The 24,864-nt window shown below is 70.6% G+C and carries 24 protein-coding genes and 1 tRNA gene; 7 read left to right on the forward strand and 18 right to left on the reverse strand.

Annotated elements, in window-relative coordinates; translation table 11 throughout:
* Positions 1 to 61: 61 nt before the first annotated feature.
* The 3 genes from NPS70_RS21210 to NPS70_RS21220 all read right to left on the reverse strand — a co-directional run bounded on the left by NPS70_RS21210 (position 62) and on the right by NPS70_RS21220 (position 4,046).
* Positions 62 to 1,057, reverse strand: coding sequence for an RNA polymerase sigma factor RpoD/SigA (locus NPS70_RS21210; RefSeq protein ID WP_256525934.1), 996 nt, complete (start codon positions 1,055 to 1,057; stop codon positions 62 to 64).
* A gap of 579 nt (positions 1,058 to 1,636) precedes the next feature.
* Positions 1,637 to 3,160 (reverse strand): MFS transporter, encoded by a 1,524-nt coding sequence (locus NPS70_RS21215; RefSeq protein WP_256525935.1) that lies wholly within the window; start codon positions 3,158 to 3,160, stop codon positions 1,637 to 1,639.
* A 229-nt stretch (positions 3,161 to 3,389) separates the two neighbouring features.
* Entirely contained in the window at positions 3,390 to 4,046 is a 657-nt protein-coding gene (locus tag NPS70_RS21220) for a TetR/AcrR family transcriptional regulator (RefSeq protein WP_256525936.1), read from the reverse strand.
* A gap of 412 nt (positions 4,047 to 4,458) precedes the next feature.
* On the opposite strand from NPS70_RS21220, the gene NPS70_RS21225 reads away from it, so the two are divergent.
* Positions 4,459 to 5,757, forward strand: a complete 1,299-nt coding sequence (locus tag NPS70_RS21225; RefSeq protein WP_256525937.1) for a M6 family metalloprotease domain-containing protein — start codon at positions 4,459 to 4,461, stop codon at positions 5,755 to 5,757.
* Here NPS70_RS21225 and NPS70_RS21230 read toward each other — a convergent pair.
* The 4 genes from NPS70_RS21230 to NPS70_RS21245 all read right to left on the reverse strand — a co-directional run bounded on the left by NPS70_RS21230 (position 5,744) and on the right by NPS70_RS21245 (position 12,235).
* Complete coding sequence (locus tag NPS70_RS21230) at positions 5,744 to 7,480, reverse strand: class I adenylate-forming enzyme family protein (RefSeq protein ID WP_256525938.1); 1,737 nt, start codon at positions 7,478 to 7,480, stop codon at positions 5,744 to 5,746. The genes NPS70_RS21225 and NPS70_RS21230 overlap by 14 nt on opposite strands.
* Before the next feature lie 181 nt (positions 7,481 to 7,661).
* Positions 7,662 to 9,674 (reverse strand): NAD-binding protein, encoded by a 2,013-nt coding sequence (locus tag NPS70_RS21235; protein WP_256525939.1) that lies wholly within the window; start codon positions 9,672 to 9,674, stop codon positions 7,662 to 7,664.
* A gap of 512 nt (positions 9,675 to 10,186) precedes the next feature.
* Positions 10,187 to 11,668 carry a flotillin family protein gene (locus NPS70_RS21240; protein WP_256525940.1) on the reverse strand — a complete coding sequence of 494 codons (1,482 nt, stop codon included), beginning with the start codon at positions 11,666 to 11,668 and terminating at the stop codon, positions 10,187 to 10,189.
* Positions 11,669 to 11,728: 60 nt separating this feature from the next.
* Positions 11,729 to 12,235: a hypothetical protein gene (locus tag NPS70_RS21245; RefSeq protein WP_256525941.1), complete on the reverse strand. Its 507-nt coding sequence runs from the start codon at positions 12,233 to 12,235 to the stop codon at positions 11,729 to 11,731.
* 316 nt (positions 12,236 to 12,551) lie between these two features.
* Here NPS70_RS21245 and NPS70_RS21250 point away from each other — a divergent pair.
* A tRNA-Arg gene (locus NPS70_RS21250) sits at positions 12,552 to 12,624 on the forward strand.
* A gap of 71 nt (positions 12,625 to 12,695) precedes the next feature.
* Here NPS70_RS21250 and NPS70_RS21255 read toward each other — a convergent pair.
* The 11 genes from NPS70_RS21255 to NPS70_RS21305 form a co-directional block, all read right to left on the reverse strand.
* On the reverse strand, positions 12,696 to 13,847 hold the full coding sequence (locus NPS70_RS21255) for a site-specific integrase (protein WP_256525942.1): 1,152 nt from the start codon (positions 13,845 to 13,847) through the stop codon (positions 12,696 to 12,698).
* The gene (locus NPS70_RS21260; protein ID WP_256525943.1) at positions 13,847 to 14,035 is read right to left on the reverse strand and encodes a helix-turn-helix domain-containing protein; all 189 of its coding nucleotides are present in this window, start codon (positions 14,033 to 14,035) and stop codon (positions 13,847 to 13,849) included. The genes NPS70_RS21255 and NPS70_RS21260 overlap by 1 nt, the downstream gene beginning before the upstream one ends.
* Positions 14,032 to 15,399 (reverse strand): replication initiator protein RepSA, encoded by a 1,368-nt coding sequence (gene repSA / locus NPS70_RS21265; RefSeq protein ID WP_256525944.1) that lies wholly within the window; start codon positions 15,397 to 15,399, stop codon positions 14,032 to 14,034. Before repSA ends, NPS70_RS21260 begins: the two co-directional genes overlap by 4 nt.
* Positions 15,400 to 15,489: 90 nt before the next feature.
* Positions 15,490 to 15,825: a SpdD-like protein gene (locus tag NPS70_RS21270; protein WP_256525945.1), complete on the reverse strand. Its 336-nt coding sequence runs from the start codon at positions 15,823 to 15,825 to the stop codon at positions 15,490 to 15,492.
* A 44-nt stretch (positions 15,826 to 15,869) separates the two neighbouring features.
* Entirely contained in the window at positions 15,870 to 16,028 is a 159-nt protein-coding gene (locus NPS70_RS21275; RefSeq protein ID WP_107063396.1) for a hypothetical protein, read from the reverse strand.
* A 13-nt stretch (positions 16,029 to 16,041) separates the two neighbouring features.
* Positions 16,042 to 16,236, reverse strand: a complete 195-nt coding sequence (locus NPS70_RS21280) for a mobile element transfer protein (RefSeq protein ID WP_256525946.1) — start codon at positions 16,234 to 16,236, stop codon at positions 16,042 to 16,044.
* 3 nt (positions 16,237 to 16,239) lie between these two features.
* Entirely contained in the window at positions 16,240 to 16,416 is a 177-nt protein-coding gene (locus tag NPS70_RS21285; protein WP_256525947.1) for a hypothetical protein, read from the reverse strand.
* Between the two features lie 14 nt (positions 16,417 to 16,430).
* Positions 16,431 to 17,090 (reverse strand): DUF2637 domain-containing protein, encoded by a 660-nt coding sequence (locus NPS70_RS21290; protein WP_256525948.1) that lies wholly within the window; start codon positions 17,088 to 17,090, stop codon positions 16,431 to 16,433.
* A gap of 88 nt (positions 17,091 to 17,178) precedes the next feature.
* Entirely contained in the window at positions 17,179 to 18,534 is a 1,356-nt protein-coding gene (locus NPS70_RS21295) for an FtsK/SpoIIIE domain-containing protein (RefSeq protein WP_256525949.1), read from the reverse strand.
* A 2-nt stretch (positions 18,535 to 18,536) separates the two neighbouring features.
* Positions 18,537 to 18,893, reverse strand: a complete 357-nt coding sequence (locus NPS70_RS21300; RefSeq protein WP_256525950.1) for a hypothetical protein — start codon at positions 18,891 to 18,893, stop codon at positions 18,537 to 18,539.
* A gap of 138 nt (positions 18,894 to 19,031) precedes the next feature.
* A complete protein-coding gene (locus tag NPS70_RS21305) occupies positions 19,032 to 19,811 on the reverse strand; it encodes a GntR family transcriptional regulator (RefSeq protein WP_256525951.1) in 780 nt (259 codons plus the stop codon).
* An 18-nt stretch (positions 19,812 to 19,829) separates the two neighbouring features.
* Here NPS70_RS21305 and NPS70_RS21310 point away from each other — a divergent pair, with 18 nt between their 5' ends.
* The 5 genes from NPS70_RS21310 to NPS70_RS21330 all read left to right on the forward strand — a co-directional run bounded on the left by NPS70_RS21310 (position 19,830) and on the right by NPS70_RS21330 (position 24,645).
* Positions 19,830 to 20,300: an NUDIX hydrolase gene (locus tag NPS70_RS21310; protein WP_256525952.1), complete on the forward strand. Its 471-nt coding sequence runs from the start codon at positions 19,830 to 19,832 to the stop codon at positions 20,298 to 20,300.
* Positions 20,297 to 20,653 carry a hypothetical protein gene (locus NPS70_RS21315; RefSeq protein ID WP_256525953.1) on the forward strand — a complete coding sequence of 119 codons (357 nt, stop codon included), beginning with the start codon at positions 20,297 to 20,299 and terminating at the stop codon, positions 20,651 to 20,653. Before NPS70_RS21310 ends, NPS70_RS21315 begins: the two co-directional genes overlap by 4 nt.
* Positions 20,654 to 20,948: 295 nt before the next feature.
* The gene (locus NPS70_RS21320; RefSeq protein WP_256525954.1) at positions 20,949 to 22,226 is read left to right on the forward strand and encodes a DUF262 domain-containing protein; all 1,278 of its coding nucleotides are present in this window, start codon (positions 20,949 to 20,951) and stop codon (positions 22,224 to 22,226) included.
* Between the two features lie 2 nt (positions 22,227 to 22,228).
* Positions 22,229 to 23,317 (forward strand): MAE_28990/MAE_18760 family HEPN-like nuclease, encoded by a 1,089-nt coding sequence (locus NPS70_RS21325; RefSeq protein ID WP_256525955.1) that lies wholly within the window; start codon positions 22,229 to 22,231, stop codon positions 23,315 to 23,317.
* 266 nt (positions 23,318 to 23,583) lie between these two features.
* Positions 23,584 to 24,645 (forward strand): IS630 family transposase, encoded by a 1,062-nt coding sequence (locus NPS70_RS21330; protein ID WP_256525956.1) that lies wholly within the window; start codon positions 23,584 to 23,586, stop codon positions 24,643 to 24,645.
* Positions 24,646 to 24,864: the final 219 nt, after the last annotated feature.

Below are 24,864 nucleotides of genomic sequence, written 5' to 3' on the forward strand. Positions count from 1 at the left end.
AGGGCACCGGTTCCCCGAGGACCGCGCGGCGCCCCGGTCGGCACGGCTCCCGGCCGCGAGGTCAGGCCGCGGCGTCGAACCCGGTGTCGCGGGCCATCTTCTTCAGTTCCAGCAGCGCGTGCTTCTCGATCTGGCGGATCCTCTCGCGGGTGAGGCCGTGCTCCTTGCCGACCTCGGTGAGGGTGCGCTCCCGGCCGTCCTCAATGCCGTACCGCATCCGGATGATGGAGGCCGTGCGGTGGTCCAGCTTGTCGATGAGGTCGTCGAGCTCCTCGCTGCGCAGCAGGGTGAGCACCGACTGCTCCGGTGAGACGGCGGAGGTGTCCTCCAGCAGGTCGCCGAACTGGGTCTCGCCCGCGTCGTCCACGGACATGTTCAGGCTGACCGGGTCGCGGGCCCAGTCGAGGACGTCGGTGACCCGCTCGGGGGTGGACCCCAGGTCCTCGGCGATCTCCGCCGCCTCCGGCTCCCTGCCGTGCTCGCGGTTGAACTCACGCTGTACGCGCCGGATGCGCCCCAGCTCCTCGACCAGGTGGACGGGGAGCCGGATCGTGCGGGACTGGTCCGCTATGGACCGGGTGATCGCCTGGCGGATCCACCACGTGGCATAGGTGGAGAACTTGAAGCCCTTGGCGTAGTCGAACTTCTCGACGGCGCGCACCAAGCCCGCGTTGCCCTCCTGGATCAGGTCGAGCAGCGGCAGCCCGCTGCGCGGGTAGCGCCGGGCGACGGCGACCACCAGACGGAGATTGGAGCGGATGAAGACGTCCTTGGCCCGCTCACCGGCCTCCGCGAGCGCCTCTAGCTCCTCCCTGGACGCCTCGCTCGCGGTCTCGGCCCCGCCGTCGAGGATCTGGCGGGCGTAGACGCCCGCCTCGATGGTCTGGGACAGCTCGACCTCCTTGGCTGCGTCGAGCAGCGGCGTGCGCGCGATCTCGTCGAGGTACATGCCGACCAGGTCGCGGTCGGCGATCTCCCCGCTCACGGCGCGAGCGCTGCCTGCCCGGTCGGTCCCTGCGGACTCGGACTGCCGACGGGCGACGGCACGGGTTGCCATGCGAGCTCCCTTGCTGAGTAGGTCGCGACACCCTCCCGGGTGCCCTGCATCCGATGGAAACAACGACTGGAATCAGGACAGAATTCCCATGCGGTACATGGATTTCCGCGATCATGCAGTACCCTGTGCGCCCGATCCGGCGCGACCGGTATCACTTCGGGCCGCGGACGTGCAGGTCAGCCCCTCACGGGCGCCGATCGGCGGCTCCGGGCACCGCACCGGCCGCCACGCCGGGTGAGACTGCCGTCACACCCCCGGCGCCGTCGCGGGGGCCGCATCGAGCCCCGGACCACATCGTCCGCGGGCGCCCCTCTCCCCTGAAGACGGCTCCCGCCGCCCTCTGGTTGCTGAGGCTGCCCACTGCGCGGCGGAGGATTCACCCCGTCCCGCGCCCCCACCGCATCCGCACGCCGGACACCCCCGCGCGACTCCGCCGCCCCTCCACCCGCACCGGGTCGCCCGCCGGACACGGGAAGGGGCGAGGAAGCGGCACAGGACGGCCGCGGGCCCGGTCCGGAAGAGCCGCATGCTCTTCCGGACCGGGCCCGCGGTGGTGTGGGTGCGCTCGGGCCGCCGGGCTCAGTGCGCGACGACCGGAACCGGCACCTCCCCCTCGGTGCCCTCGTCGGCGCCGCCGCCGGCGACGGTCCGGCCCGCCCCGGGGCGTCCGGTGTTGACGAGCGTCCCGGCGATCGCGGCCGCGAGGACCAGGATGCCGACCGCCCACCAGATGGCGGACGAGAACCCGTGCACCATGCCCTGGAGCTGGAGCAGCCGGGCGTCGGTCGCGGCGGCGCTGTGCGAGGCGATGTAGGAGCTGGTGGCGGACGCGGCGATCGTGTTCAGCAGCGCCGTGCCGATCGCTCCGCCCACCTGCTGCGAGGTGTTGACCATGGCCGAGGCCACCCCGGCGTCGGCCGGGTCGACCCCGTGCGTCGCCAGCGACATCGCCGGCATGAAGGCGGTGCCCATGCCCAGGCCGAGGAGCAGCTGCGCGGGCAGGATGAGCCCCGCGTAGGAGCTGTCCACGTCCAGCTGGGTGAGCATCAGCATGCCGAGCGCGGCGACGGTGAAGCCGGGGGCCATCAGCAGGCGGGGCGCGACCCGGGTCATCAGCCGGGCACCGATCTGCGTCGAGCCCGTGATCATGCCCGCGATCATCGGCAGGAAGGCGAATCCGGTCATGACCGGCGAGTAGTCCTTCACCACCTGGAGGTAGAAGGTCAGGAAGAGGAACAGCCCGAACATGGCGATCACCGCCAGTCCCAGCGAGAGGTAGACCCCACCGCGGTTGCGCTCGGTCAGCACACGCAGCGGCAGCAGCGGCGAGGCGACCTTCGCCTCGGTGGCCACGAACGCCAGCAGCAGCACGGCCGAGGCGACGAACATGCCCACCGTCAGACCGTCCGACCAGCCCGCGGACTCGGCGCGGGTGAAGCCGTAGACCAGCGCGACCAGACCCAGCGTGGACAGGACCACGCCCGGGATGTCGAGCGGGGAGCGGTTCCGCGCGCCCGCGGGCTCACGGATCACGAAGTAGGCACCGGCGGCGGCGACGATCGCGAAGGGGATGTTCACGAAGAAGGTCCAGCGCCAGTCGAGGTACTCGGTGAGGACGCCGCCGAGGATCAGGCCGACGGCGCCGCCGCCGCCCGCGATGGCGCCGTAGATGCCGAAGGCCTTGGCCCGCTCCTTGGCGTCGGTGAACATCACGGCCAGCAGCGACAGCGCGGCGGGTGCCAGCAGGGCGCCGAACACGCCCTGCAGGGCACGGGCGCCGAGCATCATCGCCTGGCCCGTCGCCGCGCCGCCGAGCGCGGAGGCCGCGGCGAAGCCGAGCAGGCCCACCACGAAGGTGCGCTTGCGCCCCCACAGGTCGGCGATCCGGCCGCCGAAGAGGAGCAGCCCGCCGAAGGCCAGCGCGTAGGCGGTGATGACCCACTGCCGGTTGCCGTCGGAGATCCCCAGGTCCTGCTGGGCGGTCGGGAGGGCGATGTTCACGATCGTCGCGTCCAGCACCACCATCAGCTGGGCCAGGGCGATGAACACCAGAGCTTTCCAGCGGCTCGGGTCGGGGAGGGAGATTTCAGGGCTTTTCGGCATGATCTGGCCACCTAGAGAACGTGAAAGGTCACTCGGGAAGAGACGGGAGGTGAGAAGTGGGAGGCGGGAGGGGCGGGTGCCGGGTGGTCCGGCGGGCGTCACGCCATGGTTCGGGGTGCCCCGGGCAGGGGCAGGGCGGCCGGGAGAGCGCCTACGGCCGGGGGCCGGCGGTCCGGCCCCGTACGGTCGTCCGGCCCCGTACGGTCCGGCCCGCAGCCCGGGCGGTCGCTCACAGGTCGCCCCGCAGGTCGTCGAGGGTCGCGGCGGACCCCGGCAGCTCGGAGCGGGCCGGCGCCTCCAGCCCGTCCACGAAGAGCTGCAGATGGCGGTGGACGAAGCGGTCCATGTTCGGGCAGGCGGTACCGGGCAGCGGGCGCGTGAGCTGCGAGAGCGCCACCAGCAGGTCGCCGACCGCGACGTCGGACCGCATCCTGCCGGCCTTCTGAGCCCGCTCCACCAGCCCCTGCACGGCGGCCTCCAGCTCCCCGCGCCCGGCGTGCAGATCAGGGTGGTCGGCGTCGAAGGCGCCGGAGAGCATCGGGCACAGGGCGCCGATGCGCTCGTCGGCGGCGGCATGCACGAAGTGCCGCAGGGCCGCGAAGGGGTCCGCCTCCGTGGCGGCCGCGGATCCGGCCTGCTCGGTGGTGCGGGACATCACCGAGACGACGACCTCGCGCACGAGGTCGCTCCGCTCGGGGAAGTGGCGGTAGAGCGTGGCGTTGCCGACACCGGCGCGCCGGGCGATCTCGTCGAGCGGGACCTGCGGCCCGTGCTCGACGAACATCTCCCGGGCGGCCGACACGATCCGCTCGCGGTTGCGCAGGGCGTCGGCCCTCGGGCGCGGGGTGCGGGTGCTGCGGGACGTCTCGGTGGCTGCGGCGCTCATGTGCTCTCTGTCCTTCCGGTCGAGCTGCCGACCCGGCCGGGGCGCGGGCGCCCCGTCCTGCGGCCCTCGGCCGGTTCACGGGTCCATCGTGTGCGGTTCGGTGCGGTACTGCCCCGGCCGCCGCCCGGGAGCCGGGCGCGGCCTTCGCCCCGGAGGACGTCCCCACCGAAGCGGGGACGCCCTCCCCGTTTCGGCGGGCACCATGCCAAACGGGGAAAGGGTCCCCGGATATTTCCCGCCCGCCATGTGACCCGCGTCACCCGGCGCACCGTCGCGGCGGCCAACCAATCCCACCTGCGGAAAGACCCCTCGAACAGCCCATTCCGGCGAGCGGCCCGCACTCCGCCGAGCGCAGGCTGACCGCAGAGCGCAGCGAGGGCCGGCCTGCTGCCGCGGAGCCGAAGGTGCGCGCATGCAGCAGCCTCACCACCGGATACGCACGGGGAGCGGCCGTTCGTCCCTGCGGAGCAGGCGCTTCGGCGCGGCCGCCGCGGCCGCCGCGTTCGGGCTCGCGGCGCTCACGACGGCGAGCGCCACGCTGCCCGTCCCCTCCCCCGCCTCGGGTCCGGTGGCCGCCCCCGACGCACCGGGGCTCGGCCCCTGCCGCCTGCCGGCGGTGCTCGGGGTCCAGATGTCGGAGGGGATGCCCACCCCGCCGGGCTACACCCCCTCGACCGGCGAGGTCAGCGCACTCAACCTGATGATCGACTTTCCCGACGCGGAGGGCGAGGGCCCGGCGCTCGACCGGCTCGCCGAGTTCTTCCCCCAGACCTCCCAGTGGTTCACCACCAGCTCCTACGGGCGGCTGGACTACCGTCCGCACGCACCGGTGGACGAGTGGCTGCGGATGCCGAAGCCCTTCGCCGCCTACGGGATAGAACGCGGGTCCCCCTACGAGCCGGGCTACCGGGAGCTCGTCGAGGACCTGGTCGAGGTCGCCGACCCGGTGGTGGACTTCGCCGCCTACGACCTCGTCAACGTGCTCGTCACCCCCAACGCGGGCCCGTCGGCCCTGGACACCGTGCTGTCCGTGACCTTCTCCGGCAACGACGAGGCACCGCACGCGGACGGGGTGCCGCTGGCCAACACCTCGTTCGTCTACAGCCGCCAGGACGACGGCTCGGGCTCGTACGAGGAGACCGGCTACCGGGTGCTGCCGCACGAGAACGGCCATGTCTTCGGCCTGCCCGACCTCTACACGGCGGAGGGCGGCGGCGCCGTCGGCCACTGGGACATCATGTCCGAGGACTGGGGCGCCAACAACGACTTCCTGGGCTGGCACAAGTGGAAGCTGGGCTGGCTGGACAACGAGCAGGTCCGCTGCGCCTCGGCACCGGGCACCGTCGAGTACCTGCTCACCCCGCTCGCGGAACCGGGCGGCCCCAAGCTCGCGATCGTCCCGCTGACCGAGGACTCCGGCTACGCGGTCGAGGTCCGCACGCGCGCGGGCAACGACGAGGCCGTGTGCCGTCCCGGTGTGCTGATCTACCGGGTCGCCTCGGGCGTCGACACCGGGCAGGGGCCCATCGCGGTCGCGGACAGCGCGCGCGGCAGCGGCGGCTGCACCCGCAGTCCCAACGTGCACGCCGAACTGTCCGACGCCACCTACCGGCCCGGCCAGAGCTTCGGCGACGAGAGGCACGGCCTGTCCATCTCCGTCGTCGCGGAGGAGGACGGGGACGCCTACCGCGTCCGGGTCACCCGCTCGTGACGCCCGCCCCGCCGGAACCGCCCTCCTCGGCATCCGCGCCGGGGCGGGGACCCTCCGGGTGCAGCTCCCCGCGAAGCCTCCGCTTGAGCACCTTGCCGGTCGCGTTGCGCGGCAGCGGCCTGTCCGCCAGCACCACCCGGGCTGGCACCTTGTAGGCGGCGAGTGCGCGGGCCGCGTGCCGCCTCAGCTCCGCGGGTCCGGCGGTCGCGCCGGGCCGCAGCCGGACGACGGCGGCGACCTCCTCGCCCAGGTGCGCGTGCGGCACACCGAGTACGGCGCACTCGGCGACGTCCGGGTGCCCGAGCAGCTCCCGCTCGACCTCCCCGCAGTACACGTTCTCGCCCCCGCGCAGGACCACGTCCTTGACCCGGTCGACGATCCGCACGCCCCCCTCGGTGAGCAACGCGACGTCACCCGTCATGAACCAGCCCCCGCGGAAGGCCTCGGCGGTCGCCCGCTCGTCGCGCCAGTACCCGCGGACGACCCCCTGCCCCCGCAGCCACAGCTCGCCCGCCTGCCCCGCGGGCACCGCCGCACCCCCCGGCCCGGCGATGCGCACGTCGATCGCCGGGGCGGGGCGGCCCACGCAGGCGGGGTCCTCCCGGTAGGCGTCGCCGAAGGCGGCGAGCACGCCTCCGCTGGTCTCGGTGAGCCCGTACCCGTTGCGCGGTTCGATCCGGCGGCCGTACGCGGCGGTGAGCCGGGCGACCAGGCCGGGCGGGGGCGGGGCGCCGCCGGTGCCGAGATGGGTGACCGTCGCGAGGTCCGCGCCCGTCCGCTCGGCGGCCTCCAGCAGCTGCACGGCGGTCGTCGGCACCCCCGAGTAGTGGGTGACCCGGTGCCGGGCGATGAGCGCAAGCGCCTCTTCGGCGTCCCACTTGCGCATCAGCACCACCGCACCGCCGGTGCCCATCATGGAGTAGACCGTGGTGAAGGCCGCCACGTGGAAGAACGGGAAGGTCATCAGCGCGACCGGGTCGGCCCCCTGCCCCGGGAGCAGGCCCCGGCCGAGGGCGGAGGCCGCCGCGTGGAAGCGGGGGTGCACGGCGGCCCCCGCCTGGGCGAGGTGGGTCGCCACCGCGCCCCTGGGACGGCCCGTGGTCCCCGAGGTGTAGAAGATCGTGGCGTCCGCCTCGGGCGGTACGTCCACGTCCGGGGGCGCCGCGGACGGATCGGGCGCGCCGAGGTCCTCGTACCGCTCCACCCCCTCCGGCAGCGCGTCGGCGGAGGCGTGGACGACGAGGCAGCGGGCACCGCTGCGCCGCCGCCAGGGCTCCACCGAGGGCAGCCTCTCGCCGTCGACGAGCAGGACACGCGGTGTGCAGTCGTCGAGCGCGTACGCCAGCTCGGACCGGGTCCACCAGGCGTTGAGCGGGACGGCGACCAGTCCGGCGAGCTGGGCGGCCCAGAAGGCGACCTGCCACTCCGGGTGGTTGCGCATCACGATCGCCGCCCGGTCGCCCGGGGTGAGCCCGTAGTCGTCCGTGAACCGGCGCGCGAGGGCGCTCGCCGCGGCGAAGAAGGCGCCGTAGCCGAGGGTGCCGCTCTCCGAGATCAGGAACGGCCGGTCCGCGTAGGCCCAGGTGGTCTCCGCGAACTCCCGCAGGGTCCGCGGCCCCGAGGCGTAGGAGGGGGTGCCGTCCTCGGCCCGAACCACGGCGAAGGGCGCGCCGGGGGCGGTGAGCCGGGCGGCCACCTGCTCGGCGCTCTCGGCACGGGTCATCGGCCGTCTCTCCCCGCACTCGCTCAGGACTCGGTACCCGGCGACGCTATGCGCGGCCCCGGCACCGGTCAAGGCGGTCCCCGGCCCGCGCGGACCGGTGGCCGTACGGGCCCGGCCGCGGACCGCGCGACCGCCCGCGACCGCCCGCGACCAGGGACTCCGGCGGGACGGCGCCGCTGGGTCAGAGGTGCGTCCGGGTGCGGGTGCGGCGCCCCAGCAGCTCGGCCACCCCGCGCCGGGTGGCCGCGATGACGACGCGGTCCTCGGGCCGCAGCACCTGCCCCGGGTGCAGGTCCCACAGCAGGCGGGGCCCGTCGCCCGCGCGGCGCGCCGTCGCCAGGTCGGGGCGGCGGGCGCCCGGGTCGGCCGTGTCCAGGGCCAGGACACGCCAGACGCCCGGCCGGAAGGCCTCGCCGACGGTGCGGCCCTCGAACTGCGGATTGCCCGCCACGGGGACCGCCGCGAAGAGCAGCACGCGGCGCTCCACCGGGATCGCGCCGAGGATCTGGCGCCCCATCATCGCCCCGGCGAACGCCGGCGCGGCGAGGTGGGACACGCTCCTGCTGCGGGTCAGCGCCTCCGGGTGGGCGGCCCGCAGGGTCCGGTAGACGGCCGTGGCGAAGTCGTCGTCGTAGAGCCGCAGGGCCACCCGCAGGTCGGGCTTGACGGACCGGGCGTACAGGGCCGCCTCCAGGTTGGTGGTGTCCTCGCTGGTGAGCGCGAGCAGAGCGCGCGCCCGGTGCACCTTGGCGGTCTCCAGGACCCCCTCCTGGGTGACGTCGCCCATGACCACCGGGACCCGCAGGCTGCGGGCCAGCGGGATGCCCCGCGCCTCCGGGTCCTCCTCGATGCACACCACCGGGATGCCCAGCTCCCGCAGACTGGCGAGGACCCGGGTGCCGATCTTGCCCAGCCCCAGCAGGACCACGTGCCCGGACAGCCCCCGCAGGGGACGCAGTGTGGCGTTCGCGCCGCGGAAGGTGCCGAGCGCCTCCAGGACGCCCGCCACCAGCAGCGGCAGCAGCGCCAACCCGACCAGGCTGGTGAGGAGTTGGAGCAGCTGCCGGGTGACGTCCTCGCCGTGCGCCGGGTCACCGATCGCGATCAGGTCCAGCAGTGTCAGATAGACGGCGTGGACCAGCGGCTCGTCGTCGAGCGCCCAGGCCACCAGCGTGAGCACCACCACCGCGGTCAGCACCCCCGCCAGCGCCCAGCGCAGACGGGCGGAGAAGAAGGCGCTCAGGGGTGCCCAGCGGCCCGCCCTGCGCCGCGGCGGGCGCACCGGGTCCTGGCGCGTGACGGTCTCCAGCACCACCGTGCCGCGCCCCTGGGAGGCGCGCACGGTCTCCTCGTCCGGGAGCAGGTCGGGCGCCCGGCCGCCGCTGCGGTCGGAGCCCTCCTCGCCTGCCGGGTCGGTGGTGGTCGAGGAGAGCAGGGCGAGCGTGGCGATGCCCCGGTCCGCGGGCGGCCCTCCGTCGCCGGCCGGGGGGCGCTCCACGGCGCGCAGCAGCAGACCGTCCGCCCGGACCACCTTGCCGGTGCCCGTGACGGCGGTGGCCGCGAGCGAGGGGGCGGTCGTGTCCGCGTCGGAGAGCACGGTCGTGGACGCGTCGAGCGAGGCCGGGTCCATGCCGGGGCGGGCGACGAGAGCGGCCTGGTCGAGCAGCTCCTCCAGATGCTGGCCGAGCTTGCGGTTGTAGAGCCGGACCACCAGCCGCAGCCCGGGGTTGAGCCGGCGGGCGGCGAGCGCGGCGCGGATGTTGGTCTCGTCGTCCTCGTAGACGAGGGCGAGCGCGGCGGCGGTGTCCACGCCCGCCTCGTGGAGCACCGCCTCGGAGGGCTCGGCGGCGGTCAGTTCGCGCACGGGAGGCACCAGCCCGCGGCCGATGGTGTCCGGGACGGCGTCGCCGTCCGGGGGCGCGGCGGGGCCGACGACCACCCGCGGATCGGATGCGGACCGCGTGACGGCGGCCCCGAAGCGCCCCAGCAGCCGCGCCGAGCGGCGCGTCCCGGACGGGTCCGGTCCGAGCCCGCCGACGCTGCGCGGTTCCGGGACGACCAGGGTGACGGACTCCTGGTACACGTCGCGCAGTTCGTCGGCGAGCCGGTGCGCGAGGCCGTCGTCGCCGCAGACGATCATGTGCTCGACCGGGATTCCGTCCGCGTGCGGCTGCGGGCGTGCGGATCTGATCATGCCTGCTCCCCCTGGGGCGACGTCACGACGGCCGGTCGGCGGGCGGCGACGGGGCCGTCACCGGCGCCACCGTGCAGGTGCTGCGGGCACGCGGACCGGGTTCGCGCCCGGCGTCCCGCGATCCGTGGTGCGTGGTGCGTGGTGCGTGGTGCGTGGTGATGCTGGGTGGTGCGCGCCACCGGACCCGCGAGGGCGCACCGGGACCGGCTCGGGTGCCGACGGGGCGGGGCCGCACCGTGGCCGGGGCCCCGGCCACGGCCCGCATGATCGTTTCACAGGAGCGGCGGCCCGGTCACCCCCGCGCCGGAGGGAGACCGCCACGGGAGGCGTGCTCACGGGACCGGTGGCGCCCGCTCCGGCCGGGCCCGGACGAGGCGCGCAGGCATGCCCATGACAGGCACGTCCCCGTCACCGCCTCCCCCTCACCGCGCGGTGCGCTCCCCCGCACGCCGAGACACCGCGCACCTCCCCGGACCACCTGCCCGTCGCGACCGCCCGCAGGCGGCCCGGCGTCAGGAGGACGTGTCGTCCCGGACCTCGATCACGCCGTCCGCCTCCGGCGCAGCGCCCGACTCCGCACCGCCCGCATCCGCCGTCGGCCCGCCCGCCGGGGAGGCGGTCTCCGCGGCCCTGCGGGTGATGCCCTGAAGGAGTTCCGCCAGGTCCACACCGGTGGTGGAGCCCAGCAGCTCCAGCCCCTGGGCGACGTTGTCGGCCACGGCGCGCGGCAGCCTGCCCGCGCCGTCGGTGGAGATCACCGTCATCTTGTCCACGGCCGTCAGCGGCTCCGCGGCCTTGGCGACCACCTGCGGAAGCACCTCCACCAGCATCTGCAGCACGGCGGCGTCGCCGTACTGGGCGAAGGCGTCCGCCTTCTTGCGCATGGCCTCGGCCTCGGCCGATCCCCGTGCGGCGATCGCGGCGGCGTGCGCCTCGCCCTCGATGCGCACGGCATCGGCGAGCGCGGCACGGTGGTCCTTCTCGCCCTCACCCGTCAACCGGGAACGCTGGGCGTCCGCCTCGGCCTCCTTGACCTGCGCGACCCTGCGCGCCTCCGCCTCCTGCTCCGCCTGGTAGCGGGCGGCGTCCGCGGGCTTGCGGATCTTGGTGTCGAGCTCGCGGTCGGTCAGGGCGGCCTGCCGTACCGCCACCTTCTCCTGCTGGCTGAGGATCTCCTGGCGGCGGTCCGCCTCGGCGAGCGGCCCGGCCGCTGCGGCCCGGGCCGCAGCCTCGTCCGTCTCCGCCTTGATCTCCGCCTGCTTCAGGGCGAAGGTCCGCTCGGCGATCGCGATCTCCTCCTCGGCCTTCAGCCGCGCCTGCTCCGACGCACGGCGCGCCACGGCCTCGGCGATGTCCGCCTCCTGCCGGGCCCGGGCGGCCTCGGGACGGCCCAGGTCCTCCAGGTAGGAGCCCTCCGTGGTGATGTCCTGGATCTGGAAGGCGTCCAGCACCAGTCCCTGCCCCGACAGGCTCGCCTCGGCCTCCTCGGCGACCTGCCCGGCGAACGCGGCCCGGTCGCGGATGATGTCCTCCACCGACATCCGGCCCACGATGGAGCGCAGCGCGCCGGACAGCACCTCCTGGGTGAACCCGACGATGCCGTTCTGCTGCATCAGGAAGCGCTGCGCCGCGGCCCGGATCGAGTCCTCCGTCCCGCCCACCTTGACGATGGCCACGCCTTCGAGATGGGCCTTCACCCCCCGAAGCGTCACGGCACCGCGCACGGCGACCGGGATGTGCCGGCTGGACAGGTCCAGGGAGAACCGCTGCTGGACGAACGGGACGACGAAGACCCCGCCGCCGACCACGACCTTCTGGCCGCTGTTGTCGGTGAACACCCGTCCCGTCTGCGGATCGGTCGAGGTCTTCCCCCGCCGCCCGGTGACGATGAACGCCTCGCTCGGGCCGGCGACCTTGTAGCGCGTGACGACGACGAGGGCGAGCAGGACCAGGAGTACGACGACTCCCACCACTGCGATGAGTACCGGGCTCATGCGATTCCCCTATCGGTGGTGACGGAGAGTGCAGATCGGAAGGGCGGGGCGGGCCTGGTCTCACCGCTCCACGGCACGGACGGAGACGGACGTGGCGGTGAGAACGGCCTCCACCCACACCTCGCTGCCCCGGGCCACCGGCGCGGGGCTGCGCGCCGAGAGCTTCACCGGCTGGCCGGCGAGATGGACCAGCACCTCGCCGTAGCCGTCGGCGGGAATCCCGGTGACCACGGTGCCGGCGCTGCCGACCAGGTCGGTGCCGCGCGGCGTCCCCGCGTCGCCGTCGCGCATCAGCGCGCGGCTGAACCTCCAGGTCAGCCACCCCGCCCCGGCACCGGCGGCCACGCCCACCGCGGTGGCCGCCCCCACACCGAGTCCGGTCGCCCCGAGCACGATCGCCCCGGCGAAACCCAGCATGGACACGAAGCCTGCGATCACGGGCAGTGACAGGAAACCGTCCAGGCCCCCCGGCAGGCTGTCGAAGGCGCCCTCCAGGAACCCGTCGAAGACCAGCGACAGCAGAAGCACCACCAGACCGGCGATACCGAGACCGAGAAACCATCCCATGTCCGTCGTCACCCCGTCCCAGTCGCCGAACGGCTGCCTATACAGCGATTTTTTCACATCCCTGTGCCATGCATCACTGCCGAGACCCGGCAGTCTTCGGCCACCTTCGGTGCAGCGCGGGCATCACCTCCGGACATCGGCGGGCAACTCGCTCCGTGCCTGCACACCGCATCCGCTACGCTGTCAGTCGGTCGGCCGGTGATCCCGGCGGTACCCGCCCGGGGCATCCCGGGCAGACCGCCACCCCACCGCCTGACCACGGGCCCCGTCCGCCGACGAAGATCCCCACGGTTCTTCCCGGCACCCACGGGCCCCGGCCTTCGTAGCTCAGGGGATAGAGCACCGCTCTCCTAAAGCGGGTGTCGCAGGTTCGAATCCTGCCGGGGGCACACGGCAAAGGGGCACCTACTGATTCAGTAGGTGCCCTTTTGACATCCACGGCTGACATCAACGGCGGCGGTCACTCACGACCGGGACGCCTCTTGAGCAGCCGGTCCATGTGGCTGATCGCCTCACGCTGGGTGTCCTGGACCACGTGCGTGTACACGTCCATCGTGATGCTGATCTGGCTGTGCCCGAGGATCTCCATCACGACGCGGGGCGCGACGCCTGCGGCGGTGAGCAGGGTCGCCGTACCGTGCCGGGCGTCGTGCAGCCGGATCACGCGGAGGCCGGCGGAGGCAGCGACGCGGGTGAAGGACCGGTACACATTCCGCGGCTCGACGGGCCGACCGCTGGCGGTGGTGAAGACGTAGCCGCCCTCCTCCCACCTCTCCCCCGCCTTGGACCGCTGCTCGTTCTGCCGCATCCGGTGCCAGCGCAGAGGCGCGACGCACATAGCGGGCAGGGGCACGGTCCGTCGGCGACGGCCCTTGGGATCGTCGTCGTACAGGACCCCTCGGCGGCGCTGGGTCTGCTGGCGGACGTAGAGGACGCGCTTGTCGAGGTCGACGTCCGCCCAGCGCAGCCCGACCAGCTCGCCCCGCCGCAGCCCCATGGCGATGGCGAGGACGAAGGCCGCGTACAACGGGTCCCGGCGGGAGGCGGCGAGGAAGTCGAGCGTCTCGTCCAGGGACCAGGGGCTCAGCTCTCGCGCCTTCGGCCGGGGCGGCTCAACGAGGGAGGCCACGTTGCGCGAGATCAGCTCCTCGCGGCAGGCGGCGGTGAGGGCGGTCCGCAAGACGCGGTGGGACTCCTTGGCGGTGGCCGCGGTGGTCTTTTTCTCCAGCTGGACGAGGAAGCGCCGGACGTCGGCCACGCTCAGGGACTCCAGCCGCTTCGAGCCGATCCCCGGGACGAGGTAGAGCCGGACGTGCGCCTCGTACTTGTCGTACGTGCTGAGCTTGCGGCACGGCTTCACGACGTTGTCGAGCCAGTACGGAAGCCACTCGGAGAGCTTCGCCGAGCGGGTCGGCACGGGGACGCCGTTGTCGACCGCGTCGAGGAGTGCGCGGCGCTTGGCGTCGCACTCGGCCCAGGTCTTGCCGTAGGCGAACTTCCGGGCGCGGGTGCCGTCCGGCTGGAGGACGTAGACGGCGGCCTGGAAGCGTCCGTCCTTGCGCTGGGTGATGGTGCCGGCGCCGTTGGGGTTGCGCTTGCGCTGGGTGGCCATCAGGCGACCTCCCCGATCTCGTACGAGATGAAGTCACGAAGGGCGTCGACCGGGATGCGGCGGGAACGACCGACGGTGATCGAGACAAGGCGGCGGGACCGGATGAGGTCATAGACGGTCGAGCGGCCGAGCTTGAGCCGCTCCATGACCTCCGGGACGGTGAGGAGTTCGGCGGTGGCGGTGGTCATGCGGCGGCTCCTTCCAGGCGGAGTGCTTCCCGTGCGGTCTGGCGGTTGAGGTGGATGTCCCGGGCGATGGTGGCGGCGAGGGCGGCCTCGCCGGGGGAGTGGCCGTGGCCCGCGTACTGCCAGGAGGCGAGGACGAGCACGGTGTCCGGGTCGGCGTGGCCCTCCTGGGCGGCGCGGTAGTCGGCGCGGATCTGGCGGAGGGCGCCGAGGGTGGTCGAGTAGTGGCGGGACTTGGTGGAGAAGTGGCCGCGGAAGCCGAGCATGTGAGCCCAGGCGGTGAGCTTGCGGTCCGGGTAGAGCGGGGCGAGGTCGAGGCAGGCTTCGATGAGGCGGCGGGGGTGGTCGGGGATGTCGAGGAGGTCGAGCACCTCCCGGTTGCCGATCCGGCGGTCAAGGCTGCTGGTGGTCTCGGCGGCCTTGGTGGCGTACTTGGCGACGTACGCGGCCACGGCCTGTTCGGTGATGTCGGAGCCGTCCCCGAACGCCTTGACCGGACGGACGTCGAGCTGTCGTCCCCACTGGAACCGCCGGCGCGGTTGGTCCCCGGCGGCCGGGACGGTGACGGTGGTGTACGCGTGGACGGCGGCGGCCCGGATCGCGTCGTCCAGCAGGGGCACGGTGGCCCAGGAGGGCGGGGCGCTGCCGGGCCCGTCCGGTCCGTCGAGCCGGATGACGGCGTGGAAGTGGATGGCGCCGCGCTTCTGGAACTCGGCGACCTTCCCGTACGAGACCCGCAGGACGTCCTTCATGGCGCGCTGTGTGAGTCCGGCGCGGGCGGCCAGTTCGCGGCGGAGGCGGTTGGTGAAGCGCTGCCAGAGCTGTCCGGCGTGGTTGTTGAAGAGGACGGCGCCGGCGTAGTCGTACGAGTCGGGGTCGAGGGCAGTGCCCAGGGCGGGGTCGTCGTCCCGGTGCCGGGTGCCGCAGCGGCAGGTGCCCCGGTCGGGTCGGTTGTGGACGGGCCCGAAGGACGGGGCGGTGAGGGTCGTGAACACGCGGGGGTGGTCGCGGACGGTCGCGGGGATGTCCTTGGTCTCGTCACCGGCGAGGCCGGCGCGGATCAGGTGGTACGTGTCTCCCGCGTAGGTGTGGGCGCAGGAGGGGCAGCGGGAGGCCCGGCGGTTGCCGCAGGCGACGCGGAGGCGTCCGCCGGGCTCGTTCTCCGTCGAGTACCGGCGGAGGGTCTCGCCGGACGTCCGGTCCTTGGCGAGGGACCAGCCGGTGAGGTGGACGGGGTCGGAGCAGCCGCCGGTGCGGTGCACCTGGTCTTTCCAGCGGTCGAAGTCGAGGTTCGCGGCGACGCGGAGGACGTCGTGCAGGGTGGCCGGGTCCAGGCCCGCCGCGGTCGCGGCGTTGGGCTGGGCCATGATGGGTCTTCCTTCCGGTCGAGAGATCGGCGAGGGGTACGGCTCCCGGGCGGCGGATGCTTGGCGGTATCGAGGCCGCCCGGGGGCCGGTCAGCGGCGGCGCTTGTTCGGGGACGTGAGCAGCGAGCGGACGACGACCGCGCAGACGGCGACCGAGGCCGCGGTGACGGCGGTCGCGAGCAGCATCGAGACCAGGACCGTGCCGACGACCAGGACCACGGCGGTGCCGGCGCCGACGACGGCGAGGACGCTGCCGGGCGTGATCTGGACGGCGGGCCGGGCGGTCGGGACGATCGGGGCCGCGGCCGGGGCCGGGGCCGGGGCCATGGTCTGCGGCGTGGGCTCCACAGCGGTCGGCCGGACGACGGCGGGCGGCGCGGTGACGCCGACCGGGGTCGGCATGGTGGGGATCTTGGGGCGGAGCATGGGTGGTTCTCCTTTCCAGGCGGTGCGGATCCGTACGGGTCGGGTCACTCTGAGACGGCGGCGTCGATGACGGGGGCCAGGAGGCTGTCGGCGAGGAGGAAGCCGCCGAGGAGGAGCACGGCGACGAGCCACCAGGGCGGGCGGATCAGCTTGATGCCGAGGGCGCCGACGACGAGGAGGGTGAACCAGAGCGGGACGTCCACGGACGGTCTCCGTTCAGCCGGTGGGGCGGCAGCGGTGGGTGCGGGCGGCGAGCTGGGCGGCCGAGGAGCTGGAGTAGTCGGCGGACCAGCCGCAGCGGTCGGCGGTGCAGACGGCCGCGTACTTGGTGCGTCCGTGGCGGTCGCGGTGGGTGCCGATCTGCACGGGGCCGATGCACATCAGGGAGTGGAAGTGGTCGCGGGCGGACATCGCTCAGATCTCCCGGGTGAAGTCGTCGGCGTGCTCCAGCAGCCACTGGCGAATCTCGGCCGACTCGTACTCGTCGGCGGCGAGGATCACCGGCTCGGCCAGCGCCATGGCGTCGACCAGAAGGTTGTTCCGGGTGAGTTCAGCGGCGCGCTCCAAGGCGCGTCGGGTCGAGTCACGCATGGCTTGTCTGCTCCTCAGGCGAGTTGGGCGGCGATGGCGTCGGCCATGGGGACGGGGACGCCGAGACGGGCACGGAGGGAGTCGGTGTCGATGGGGGAGCCCGTACGGGCGTGGTGGTCGGCGGCGACCTTGCGGGCGTGCTCGACGAGCGCGGCCGGGACGGCGGGAGCAGGCTCGGGCGCCGGGGCGAGAAGGGCGGGCACGTCGATTGGCTCGCTCTCCACCTGAGTCACGGGCCCGGCGTCCCCGCTGTCCTCCGTCTCGGGTACGTCCTCCGGCTCCGCAGGCTCCGGCTCGACAGCCGGGGCAGGGACAGGCGCGGAATGGGCAAGCAGCGTTCCTCCGAGGAAGGCGACCGCGGGCCATCCGGCGACACCGAAGCGCAGCCAGGCGGGCGGGTCGGCGAGGTCGAGGAAGCCGGCGGTGGCGACGTTGGCGCCGAGCGAGGCGAAGAGCGAGACCAGGAACCAGCACCAGGCGAGCCGGGACGAGCCGTCCGCGCGGAGTCGGCGCCAGGCGGCGACCAGGAGCAGGTCGACGGAGACCGGGTAGGCCCACGCCTTCCATCCGGTCTGCCCGGCAGCGGCGGCCAGGTCGTGCAGGTGGGCGAAGGACAGCGCCCCTGCGATCAGGGCTTGGACCAGCACGGCGTCGACGCGGAGCTTGCTGGTCATAACGGCACCTCCTTGGTGGGCGTTTCGGGCATGGCGGGGGTAGGGACGTGGCACGAGGAGGCCGCGCCGGCCAGGAGAGCGGGAAGCCTCAGGGAGTCGCCGGGGCCGCCGGGGCCGGAATGGCCACGGGCACAGCGAGCGAGGCGAGGACCGGCCGGAACGCGTCGAGCGCGGGCAGGTCCGGGGTCAGGTGGGCGTGCTTGTTGCAGGCGTCCGCGGCGGCGCGGAGCGAGGTGTGGGGCGTCCGGATGCGGGACCAGCCGCCCGACGCGTCGCCGGTGATGGCGAGGCCAGGAGCGGAGACGGGGATCTGGACGGTGGCGAGGACGGCGTCCGGCGCGATGTCGCCGAAGGCCATGTTGGCGCTGGTCTCGTCGTTGACGCGGTGAGCGGTACGGACGCTGAGCTGGGCGCGGAGCATGGTGATGCCCTTGCCGAGTTCGGAGCCGAAGCGCTGCCCGCAGATCTCCAGGTAGATGCCGGCGGCGCGGCCGAGCTGGGCGAGCCGGGCGAGGGCGGTGATGATCCGGTCGCGCCGCTTCTCCTCGTCCTTCGTGGCGAAGAGCGCGAGTTCGGCGACCTCGTCCACGAGGAGGACGATGGGAACGGGGCGGAGGTGGTCGGGGAGGTCCCAGATGTCGGCGGCGATGTCGGCGTCCGGGGTGTCGGCGGTGATGCGTTGTTCGGCGCGGATGAGTTGGTAGACGTCCTCCATGTGCGAGATGAGGGAATCGAGCAGGTCGGCGGCGGTGTCGGGGTTGTCGGCCAGCGCGGAGAACCGCCGGGCCAGAGGGAACAGCTCCACCCCTTGCTTGCAGTCGATCCCGACCAAGGCGACTTCCTGAGCGGCGAGTTCGGCCACCAGATTCCGCTGGTACACCGACTTCCCCGACTTGGTGGCGCCGATGGTCAGGGCGTGCGGGGTGGTCCGGTAGTCGCGGTAGTGGACGTCTCCGTCCTCGCGGAGGGCGACCGGCACCAGCATGGTCGAGCGTTCGGCCCGCGCAGGCATCTGAACCCGCCGGAGCACGTCGTATCCGGTCATCCGGAGTTCGACCACGCCGGAGCGGATCTCCCGCGAGGTGACCCCGAACATGCCGAACGAGTGCCGGAGCCGGTCGCACGAGGCCGCCACGTCGAAGGCGTCCTGTCCGGGCCGGAGCCCCAGACGTAAGACGAGCCCTGTACGGGTGGGCCGGAGCCGCAGGATGCGCGGCGCCCGCGGTTCGGGGACGGGCCGGTTCGCCATCCGGGCGATGGCGAGACGCCAGCGGGGCGGCGGAGCGGTGAGCCCGCAGGCGTCCATGACCGCCCGGTACCGGCCGAGGATCCGGCAGGTGGCGAATGTGACGCCGAAGGAGAGCCAGTACCAGGCGGGCCGCCGCCACCGCAGGAGACCCGCGAGGACGGCGACCAGTACCACGGCGGCGATCAACCACCGCATGATCAGGCGGCCTTCGGCATCGAGGCGCTGGCGGCGAGCGAGGTGACGGCCACGGCCCGGAAGGCGATGCCGTGCCGACGCTGCCCGTTGAACTCGCTCTCCCAGGGCCGGGCGACGAGCCCCGTGATCGCCACGGGGGTCCCCATGGCCAGGTCGGCGGAGACACCGGTCTCCGGGACGGTCACGCTCAGGATCTCCACCTCGCCGTTGGCCGCGAACATGACGTCCACGGTCGACAGCGCGGCCCCGGTCTCGGCGTCCATGGCGCGCTCGCCGGTACGGCGGTCCTTCACCTTGGGCTGCGGGGGCTGGGCCACCATCACGGTGGCGGCGGAGGTGTCGACGGGAATCTGACGCATGAAGATCACTCCTCTAGAAGTGCTGAACTCCTCCACTCATGCACATGAGTGACATGAAGAAGAGTGCACCACTCCTATACATGAGTCAACCCGCCCGGACGAAGAAGTCCGAGCGGGCTGGAAGGAGTTGACCGCGCGTCAGTCGGCGGCGGGGATCCGGTACTCGAAGACGAACTGGTCAGCGGCCATGAGGGTGTCGCAGACCTCGACCACCCGCCCGGTCTTGGTGACGGCGTTCCGCAGCAGGTGAACGACAGGAGCACCAGGGCTCAACGCCAGCTCGGACGCTTCGGCCTTGGACGCCGGCCGGGCCTGGAGCGTCTCCACGAACTCCTCGAAGACGTGCCCGTCGCCCTCAAGCCGGGCGTAGATCCCCCCGGGCCCCGGGTTCTCGGAGAACAGCTCGGGGATGTCCTTCACGACGTCCCACGGCAGGTACGACGAGGCGGTCTCGACGGGCGTCCCGTTCCGGAAGTACAGCCGCCGCCGGGCCAGCACCTGAGCCCCGGGCTCAACCCCGAGCCGCTCAGCGATCTCCTCGGAAGCCTCCATGGGCCCGATGAACAGCACGCTCACCTTGGCGGTGGCCCCGGACTGGGCCGACTCGGCCAGATAGGCAGCCTTCCCGCCCCGTCGATGGGACGCCCGGAACCGATCCGACGACCGCAGCCGCACGGGCGGCCGGTCCTTCACGATCGACCCCTTCCCGTGCCGCGTCTCCACGAGCCCACTGGCCCGCACCTCGACCATCGCCTTGCGAATGGTCCCGCCGGCGACGCCGTACCGCTCGACAAGCTCGGACTCGCTCGGCACCAGGTCGCCAGGCTTGAGAACTCCGGCCCGGATCTGCTCCACGATCTCGTCGGCGATCTGGACGTACCGGGGTACCGCTCTGACACCCCCTGCAGTCGTACCCATAGACCTCTTCACTCTCCTATGCTCCTGTACATGAGTAACAGCGCCCAGAAGACGACGTCAACGCCACTGCACTCCGTGTCCGTCGCGGGCGCAGTCGTACGCGAAGACGGCCGCCTCCTGGCGATCCGCCGAGCCGACAACGGCACCTGGGAACTCCCGGGCGGCGTCCTCGAACTCACCGAGTCCCCCGAAGTCGGCGTGACCCGCGAGGTCTGGGAGGAGACAGGCATCCGGGTAGAGGTGGAAGAGCTGACCGGCGTCTACAAGAACACCACCCGAGGCGTCGTAGCCCTGGTCTTCCGCTGCAAGCCCGCCGGCGGCGAGGAACGAACTTCCGCCGAGTCGACCGCGGTCGAGTGGCTCACCCCGGAGGAGATCACCGCCCGCATGACCGAGGTCTACGCGATCCGCCTCCTCGACGCCCTGGACGACAAGGGCCCCCACGTCCGCAGCCACGACGGCCGCCACCTGCTGAAGAAGTCCGCATGACGAAGCCGAAGCCGCTACACGAGTTCGAGAACGTCAACGACTTCTTGGACCAGGTCCGCCTCCGCCCAGGCATGTGGCTCCCGGGCGGTTCTCTGACCCACCTGGACTCCATGCTCATCGGCTACCGAGTGGCCATGGCCGTGCACAACGTAGAAGAGGACTTCCCCTTCTGGACTCCCGGCGAGGACTCCCCCTTCGACCTCTGGCTGAATAAGTGCTCCGGCGCTGCGAGCTCCCTGCGTTGGTCCACACGAATCGAGCGCGAAGCCGAGGCGATCGGCGCCCCACCTATTGAGCTGTTCTTCACCTTGCTCGACCAGTTCCGCGCCGAGCACCAGCAGCGGGCGCGGTAAGAGTTTCCCTACTTCATCAAGGCACCCGCCGCGCACGGCGCGGCGCGCGCGGCCCGTCGCCCGGGCCTGCGCTCCTGTCTCCGCCCCGCTCCAGCCCGGCCGGCACCCGGTCGCGCACTGAGAAGCCAGGACAGGACCATCGGAGCACCCTTTGCGGACACTTAACCCATATTGCCCCGAATTAGTCTGCCGAGATCGCTCATTCGTGTGATACAGACTGCCCCCGACTGCCTTTACGATCTGCTTGGAGACAACTCATCTCGAGCGATCGACAGAGAGCGAACGGTGGCATCACATGGCGGAGCAAAATTCACGACCTCAAGCTCACGATCAGAGCCTCTTCACCGTAGAGGAAGATGCCACCGCGAGGCAGTCTCCAATCCTTCTACCTGGTGAGCGAGTTAACTTTCAAGAGAACATCGACCAGAGAATAGACGAAGCCGCGAAGCACAGGCAAGGCGACTTCCGCATCGTGACGGAACAAGCCCGTTACCAGGTCGCTCAGATTCCCGACCTAGTGGCCGGGAAAGAATGGAATCTAAACCCAGATTTCCAGCGCCGCCATCGATGGAACCCCGATAAGCAGTCTAGACTCATCGAATCCATCATGCTTAACGTGCCCATTCCTCCAATCTTCCTTTACGAGGCAGAACTCAGCAAGTTCGAAGTCATGGACGGCCTTCAGCGCCTAACTGCCATCTCTGAGTTCTATAAAGACAGCTACACCCTCCGAGATCTCCAGTACTTCCCGCAGCATAACGGTAAGCGCTACTCCGACTTGGATGAAATGTCGCAACGCGGCATCGATCGCCGCTACCTTAGCGCTGTCATTCTCTTGCATGAAACTGGCGGACCTTCAGGCCGCGAAGCAGATCTACTGAAACAGCTCGTCTTCGAGCGCATCAATAGCGGTGGCGTAGATCTGACTGCACAGGAATCTCGGAATGCCCTCCTGCCGGGTCCTATGAACCGCCTGTGCCTTGATCTGGCTGAGACGCCTAGCTTTCGCCGTCTCTGGGGTATTACGACTACGAGCAATGAACAAGACGGCGAAGAGGGCGAATCGTCACCAGAAAGCCACCCCTATTACCGATCGATGTACGACGTCGAATTGGTGCTACGTTTCTTCGCATACCGGCAAAGATTGATTGCCGGGTCGCGCAACCCAAGGAATCTGAAACTCTTCCTTGACTCCTACCTCAAGGCTGCGAACGGGTACAAGCCCGAGCTTCTGACCAAGCTGGGAGCATTGTTTGTTCAGACCTCTGATCTGGTAGAACAAGTCATGACCCACCGCGCGTTCTGGCTAAAGCGTTTCCGGAACGGGCAGTGGCAATGGATTGAAGAGCCAGCCATCGTTGCGTACGAACCTCTGATGCTTGCTTTTAGCCAAAGACTCTCACGAAGCACCGATCTAGTGGATAAACGATTCGCGATCCGTGAAGGGATCGACCGGTTCTACGAAGAAAACGGAGATCGAATCGACGGTCGCAGGGTCAATACTCGCGACCTAGCCGAGCGCAACAAGCTTTACCTAGGTTTTCTTGACGGCCACTTGGATGGCCGGAGCTGAGCATGCATGGAATCTTGAAGGCCGCTCTCGCGCGCTTCGACGAAATCCTCTCAGCCCTGGAGTTCGATGAGAAGCTGCAGTCACTTACAGAGACAAGGGAATCAGCACGAAACTCGGAATGGCGTCGCCTCGTTTACTCGGGCTCCATCATTAATCTATATGGGTGCCTCGAGCAGTTCGTGGATGACATCATTGCCCGTTACGCATCCCTGTGCGCCACTTTTTTTCCCGAGTACACAGACTTGCCCGAGAACATTCAGAAGGCCCATGACAGCCAAGCCCGGCAACTGCTTACCAGGGATAGCGGGGGCCGTCTAGATCGAAACGATATCGATGAGATGCTACGCAGTTTGGCGTCATGCCTCGACGGAGCGGAGGACTACACCCTCAGCGGAATTGCGCTCAGCTTCCATGACAGGAACCTTAAAGGCGACATGCTGTCAGATTTGCTGAGGAGAGTAAACGTAAACTTTAGCGACTCAATCGGTAAGATCGACATCAAGACGCTACAGGATGGACTCCTGTCGGGACTGTACAAGGATGTCGAAAGCATTCTAGCGGACTTGGTCAGTCGTCGAAATGAAATCGCGCACGGAGACTACGTCGATTTGGCTAGTTCCGACATCCTGACAGCAATCTGCGAGGTCCTCAAGAAACTAGTCACCGCGATATTCGACGAGATCAGAAAAGCAACCTTCCTGCATCTATCCCCGGCGCTTGTCGGTTACGTCAAGCAGTACTACGCGAAGCCAAAGGCTCATATCATCGCTCTAGAGGCCACGGAAATCTCGGTGGGTGACACAGTCTTCGGCATTGAAAAGGGATCGTCACGGTTGCGTGCAGCAAGAATCCACACTCTCAAGGACGAGGACATTCAAGCGCATTGTCTGGCAAAGGATGCATTGCAAGCAGAGGACGGTTGCATCGGAATGACGCTGACGCCGGACGTAATCTTCGTTGGGAAAGTTAGTTCTCTCAGCACAGAGATCTCCGCGCTCCTCGCAGATGCGGAGTTCCTTGATTCCCTTGCCGATGAAACGTCAGACGAGCACGACAGCGGTCGACCGCGGGAGACAGCACACACCACCTGATCAGCACGGCAACTGCATCCTCCTTTGAGGTCATCACCCATCACCGCTGCCGATGTCAACAACGCCAGACTGCCCCTGGCCCTGGTCGACCTCTCGCCCATAACTGGCAAGCCGCGCAGTCCGTGCAGGGCCCCGACAGCACGAATTGCGCGGGTGACGTATCCGGTCGATTCCAGGAACAATGCAGTAGGACCAGCAGAGCTCGATCCCTCATTGCATGGTCCTATTGATCCGAAACGCTTTGAGTTCAGGATCGTTGACGGTGTGTGAGCGATCTGGTGGGGGATGCGCGGGCCTGGTCGCCGGATGCGCAGGAGGCCGTGCGATTGCTGGCGGTGTCCGCGCTGGTGGACGGCTGGGACCGGGTAGAGGTCGCGGCCCTGTTCAAGGTGTCGGTCAAGGCCGTGGACAACTGGTGGGCGAAGTGGCAGGCCGGAGGCCGGGACGCACTGCTCTCGCGTCCGCGAGGTCGTCGCGTGGGCGAGCATCAGGTCCTGTCCGAGGCCGAGCAGGCCGCCGTCCGGCAGGCCGTTCTCGACCACATCCCCTCCGACCTGGGGCTTTCGGGTCAACTGTGGACGCGGGGGCTGATAGGCGAGCTGATCTTCAAGCTGTACCGGGTCCGGTTCACCGAGCCGGGGGTGGGCAAGTACCTCAAACGCTGGGGTCTGACCTTCCAGCGGCCGGACAAGCGGGCTGTCGAGCAGGATCCGGAGGCCGTCCGCGTCTGGTGCGAGGAGACCTGGCCGGCGATCCGGGCCAGAGCGAAGGCAGAAGGCGCCGAAGTCCTCTTCGGCGACCAGGTCGGGATCCGCTCGGACCAGGTCACCGGCCGCACCTGGGGCGAGCAGGGACGAACTCCGGTCGTCCGCCGCACCGGGAACCGGTTCTCCGTGAACGCGATGTCCGCGATCAGCACGAAGGGCTGGATGCACTTCATGGTCTTCACCGACACCTTCGACGCACAGGTCATGTGCCGCTTCCTCGCCCGGCTTGTCGGTCACTTCGACCGGAAGGTGCACCTGATCGTGGACCGGCACTCGGCCCACCGCTCGAAGGCTGTCCGGGCCTGGCTCGCTGACCACAGGGACCAGGTCGAGCTGCACTTCCTGCCCTCGTACTCACCCGAACTGAACCCGGACGAGCTGGTCAACGCCGATCTCAAGCGCAGCCTGCCCCACACCCACCGGGCCAGGAACCAGGCCGAACTCGCCACCGAAACCCGCAGGTTCTTCCACCGCCGACAACGCCAGCCACACATCGTCCGCGGCTACTTCGGCGGCCCGCACACCCGCTACACCCTCGACGAGAACCCCATCAGTTTCTGATCAATAGCCAGCCCGTGCTGACGTTACAGAACCGTGCCTGGGACGGTCGGCTCCGCGACTTTAGCCAGCCACTTTGGCGCGAGCCTCGAAGATCATGGCCCCAACGTCGTGCTTTAGCGGGCAGGTCCACAGACTGCCCGACGCGCCGGAAGCTTACGGGGCCATGATCACTCGCGCCAAAGCAGCTCCCGGCCAAAGTCGCTACGCCAACCTCGCGTA

This window comes from Streptomyces sp. C10-9-1 (assembly GCF_024497955.1).
Classification (GTDB): Bacteria; Actinomycetota; Actinomycetes; order Streptomycetales; family Streptomycetaceae; genus Streptomyces; species Streptomyces sanyensis.

Bases quoted from the DNA above. Each gene is read 5' to 3' on its own strand.
- NPS70_RS21270 (WP_256525945.1), bottom strand. From the start codon at position 15,825: ATGCTCCGCCCCAAGATCCCCACCATGCCGACCCCGGTCGGCGTCACC.
- NPS70_RS21210 (WP_256525934.1), bottom strand. From the start codon at position 1,057: ATGGCAACCCGTGCCGTCGCCCGTCGGCAGTCCGAGTCCGCAGGGACC.
- NPS70_RS21285 (WP_256525947.1), bottom strand. From the start codon at position 16,416: ATGCGTGACTCGACCCGACGCGCCTTGGAGCGCGCCGCTGAACTCACC.
- NPS70_RS21325 (WP_256525955.1), top strand. From the start codon at position 22,229: ATGCATGGAATCTTGAAGGCCGCTCTCGCGCGCTTCGACGAAATCCTC.
- NPS70_RS21295 (WP_256525949.1), bottom strand. From the start codon at position 18,534: ATGCGGTGGTTGATCGCCGCCGTGGTACTGGTCGCCGTCCTCGCGGGT.
- NPS70_RS21220 (WP_256525936.1), bottom strand. From the start codon at position 4,046: ATGAGCGCCGCAGCCACCGAGACGTCCCGCAGCACCCGCACCCCGCGC.
- NPS70_RS21245 (WP_256525941.1), bottom strand. From the start codon at position 12,235: ATGGGATGGTTTCTCGGTCTCGGTATCGCCGGTCTGGTGGTGCTTCTG.
- NPS70_RS21290 (WP_256525948.1), bottom strand. From the start codon at position 17,090: ATGACCAGCAAGCTCCGCGTCGACGCCGTGCTGGTCCAAGCCCTGATC.
- NPS70_RS21225 (WP_256525937.1), top strand. From the start codon at position 4,459: ATGCAGCAGCCTCACCACCGGATACGCACGGGGAGCGGCCGTTCGTCC.
- NPS70_RS21230 (WP_256525938.1), bottom strand. From the start codon at position 7,480: ATGACCCGTGCCGAGAGCGCCGAGCAGGTGGCCGCCCGGCTCACCGCC.
- NPS70_RS21255 (WP_256525942.1), bottom strand. From the start codon at position 13,847: ATGGCCACCCAGCGCAAGCGCAACCCCAACGGCGCCGGCACCATCACC.
- NPS70_RS21320 (WP_256525954.1), top strand. From the start codon at position 20,949: ATGGCGGAGCAAAATTCACGACCTCAAGCTCACGATCAGAGCCTCTTC.
- NPS70_RS21280 (WP_256525946.1), bottom strand. From the start codon at position 16,236: ATGTCCGCCCGCGACCACTTCCACTCCCTGATGTGCATCGGCCCCGTG.
- NPS70_RS21300 (WP_256525950.1), bottom strand. From the start codon at position 18,893: ATGCGTCAGATTCCCGTCGACACCTCCGCCGCCACCGTGATGGTGGCC.
- NPS70_RS21235 (WP_256525939.1), bottom strand. From the start codon at position 9,674: ATGATCAGATCCGCACGCCCGCAGCCGCACGCGGACGGAATCCCGGTC.
- NPS70_RS21260 (WP_256525943.1), bottom strand. From the start codon at position 14,035: ATGACCACCGCCACCGCCGAACTCCTCACCGTCCCGGAGGTCATGGAG.
- NPS70_RS21240 (WP_256525940.1), bottom strand. From the start codon at position 11,668: ATGAGCCCGGTACTCATCGCAGTGGTGGGAGTCGTCGTACTCCTGGTC.
- repSA (WP_256525944.1), bottom strand. From the start codon at position 15,399: ATGGCCCAGCCCAACGCCGCGACCGCGGCGGGCCTGGACCCGGCCACC.
- NPS70_RS21305 (WP_256525951.1), bottom strand. From the start codon at position 19,811: ATGGGTACGACTGCAGGGGGTGTCAGAGCGGTACCCCGGTACGTCCAG.
- NPS70_RS21315 (WP_256525953.1), top strand. From the start codon at position 20,297: ATGACGAAGCCGAAGCCGCTACACGAGTTCGAGAACGTCAACGACTTC.
- NPS70_RS21310 (WP_256525952.1), top strand. From the start codon at position 19,830: ATGCTCCTGTACATGAGTAACAGCGCCCAGAAGACGACGTCAACGCCA.
- NPS70_RS21215 (WP_256525935.1), bottom strand. From the start codon at position 3,160: ATGCCGAAAAGCCCTGAAATCTCCCTCCCCGACCCGAGCCGCTGGAAA.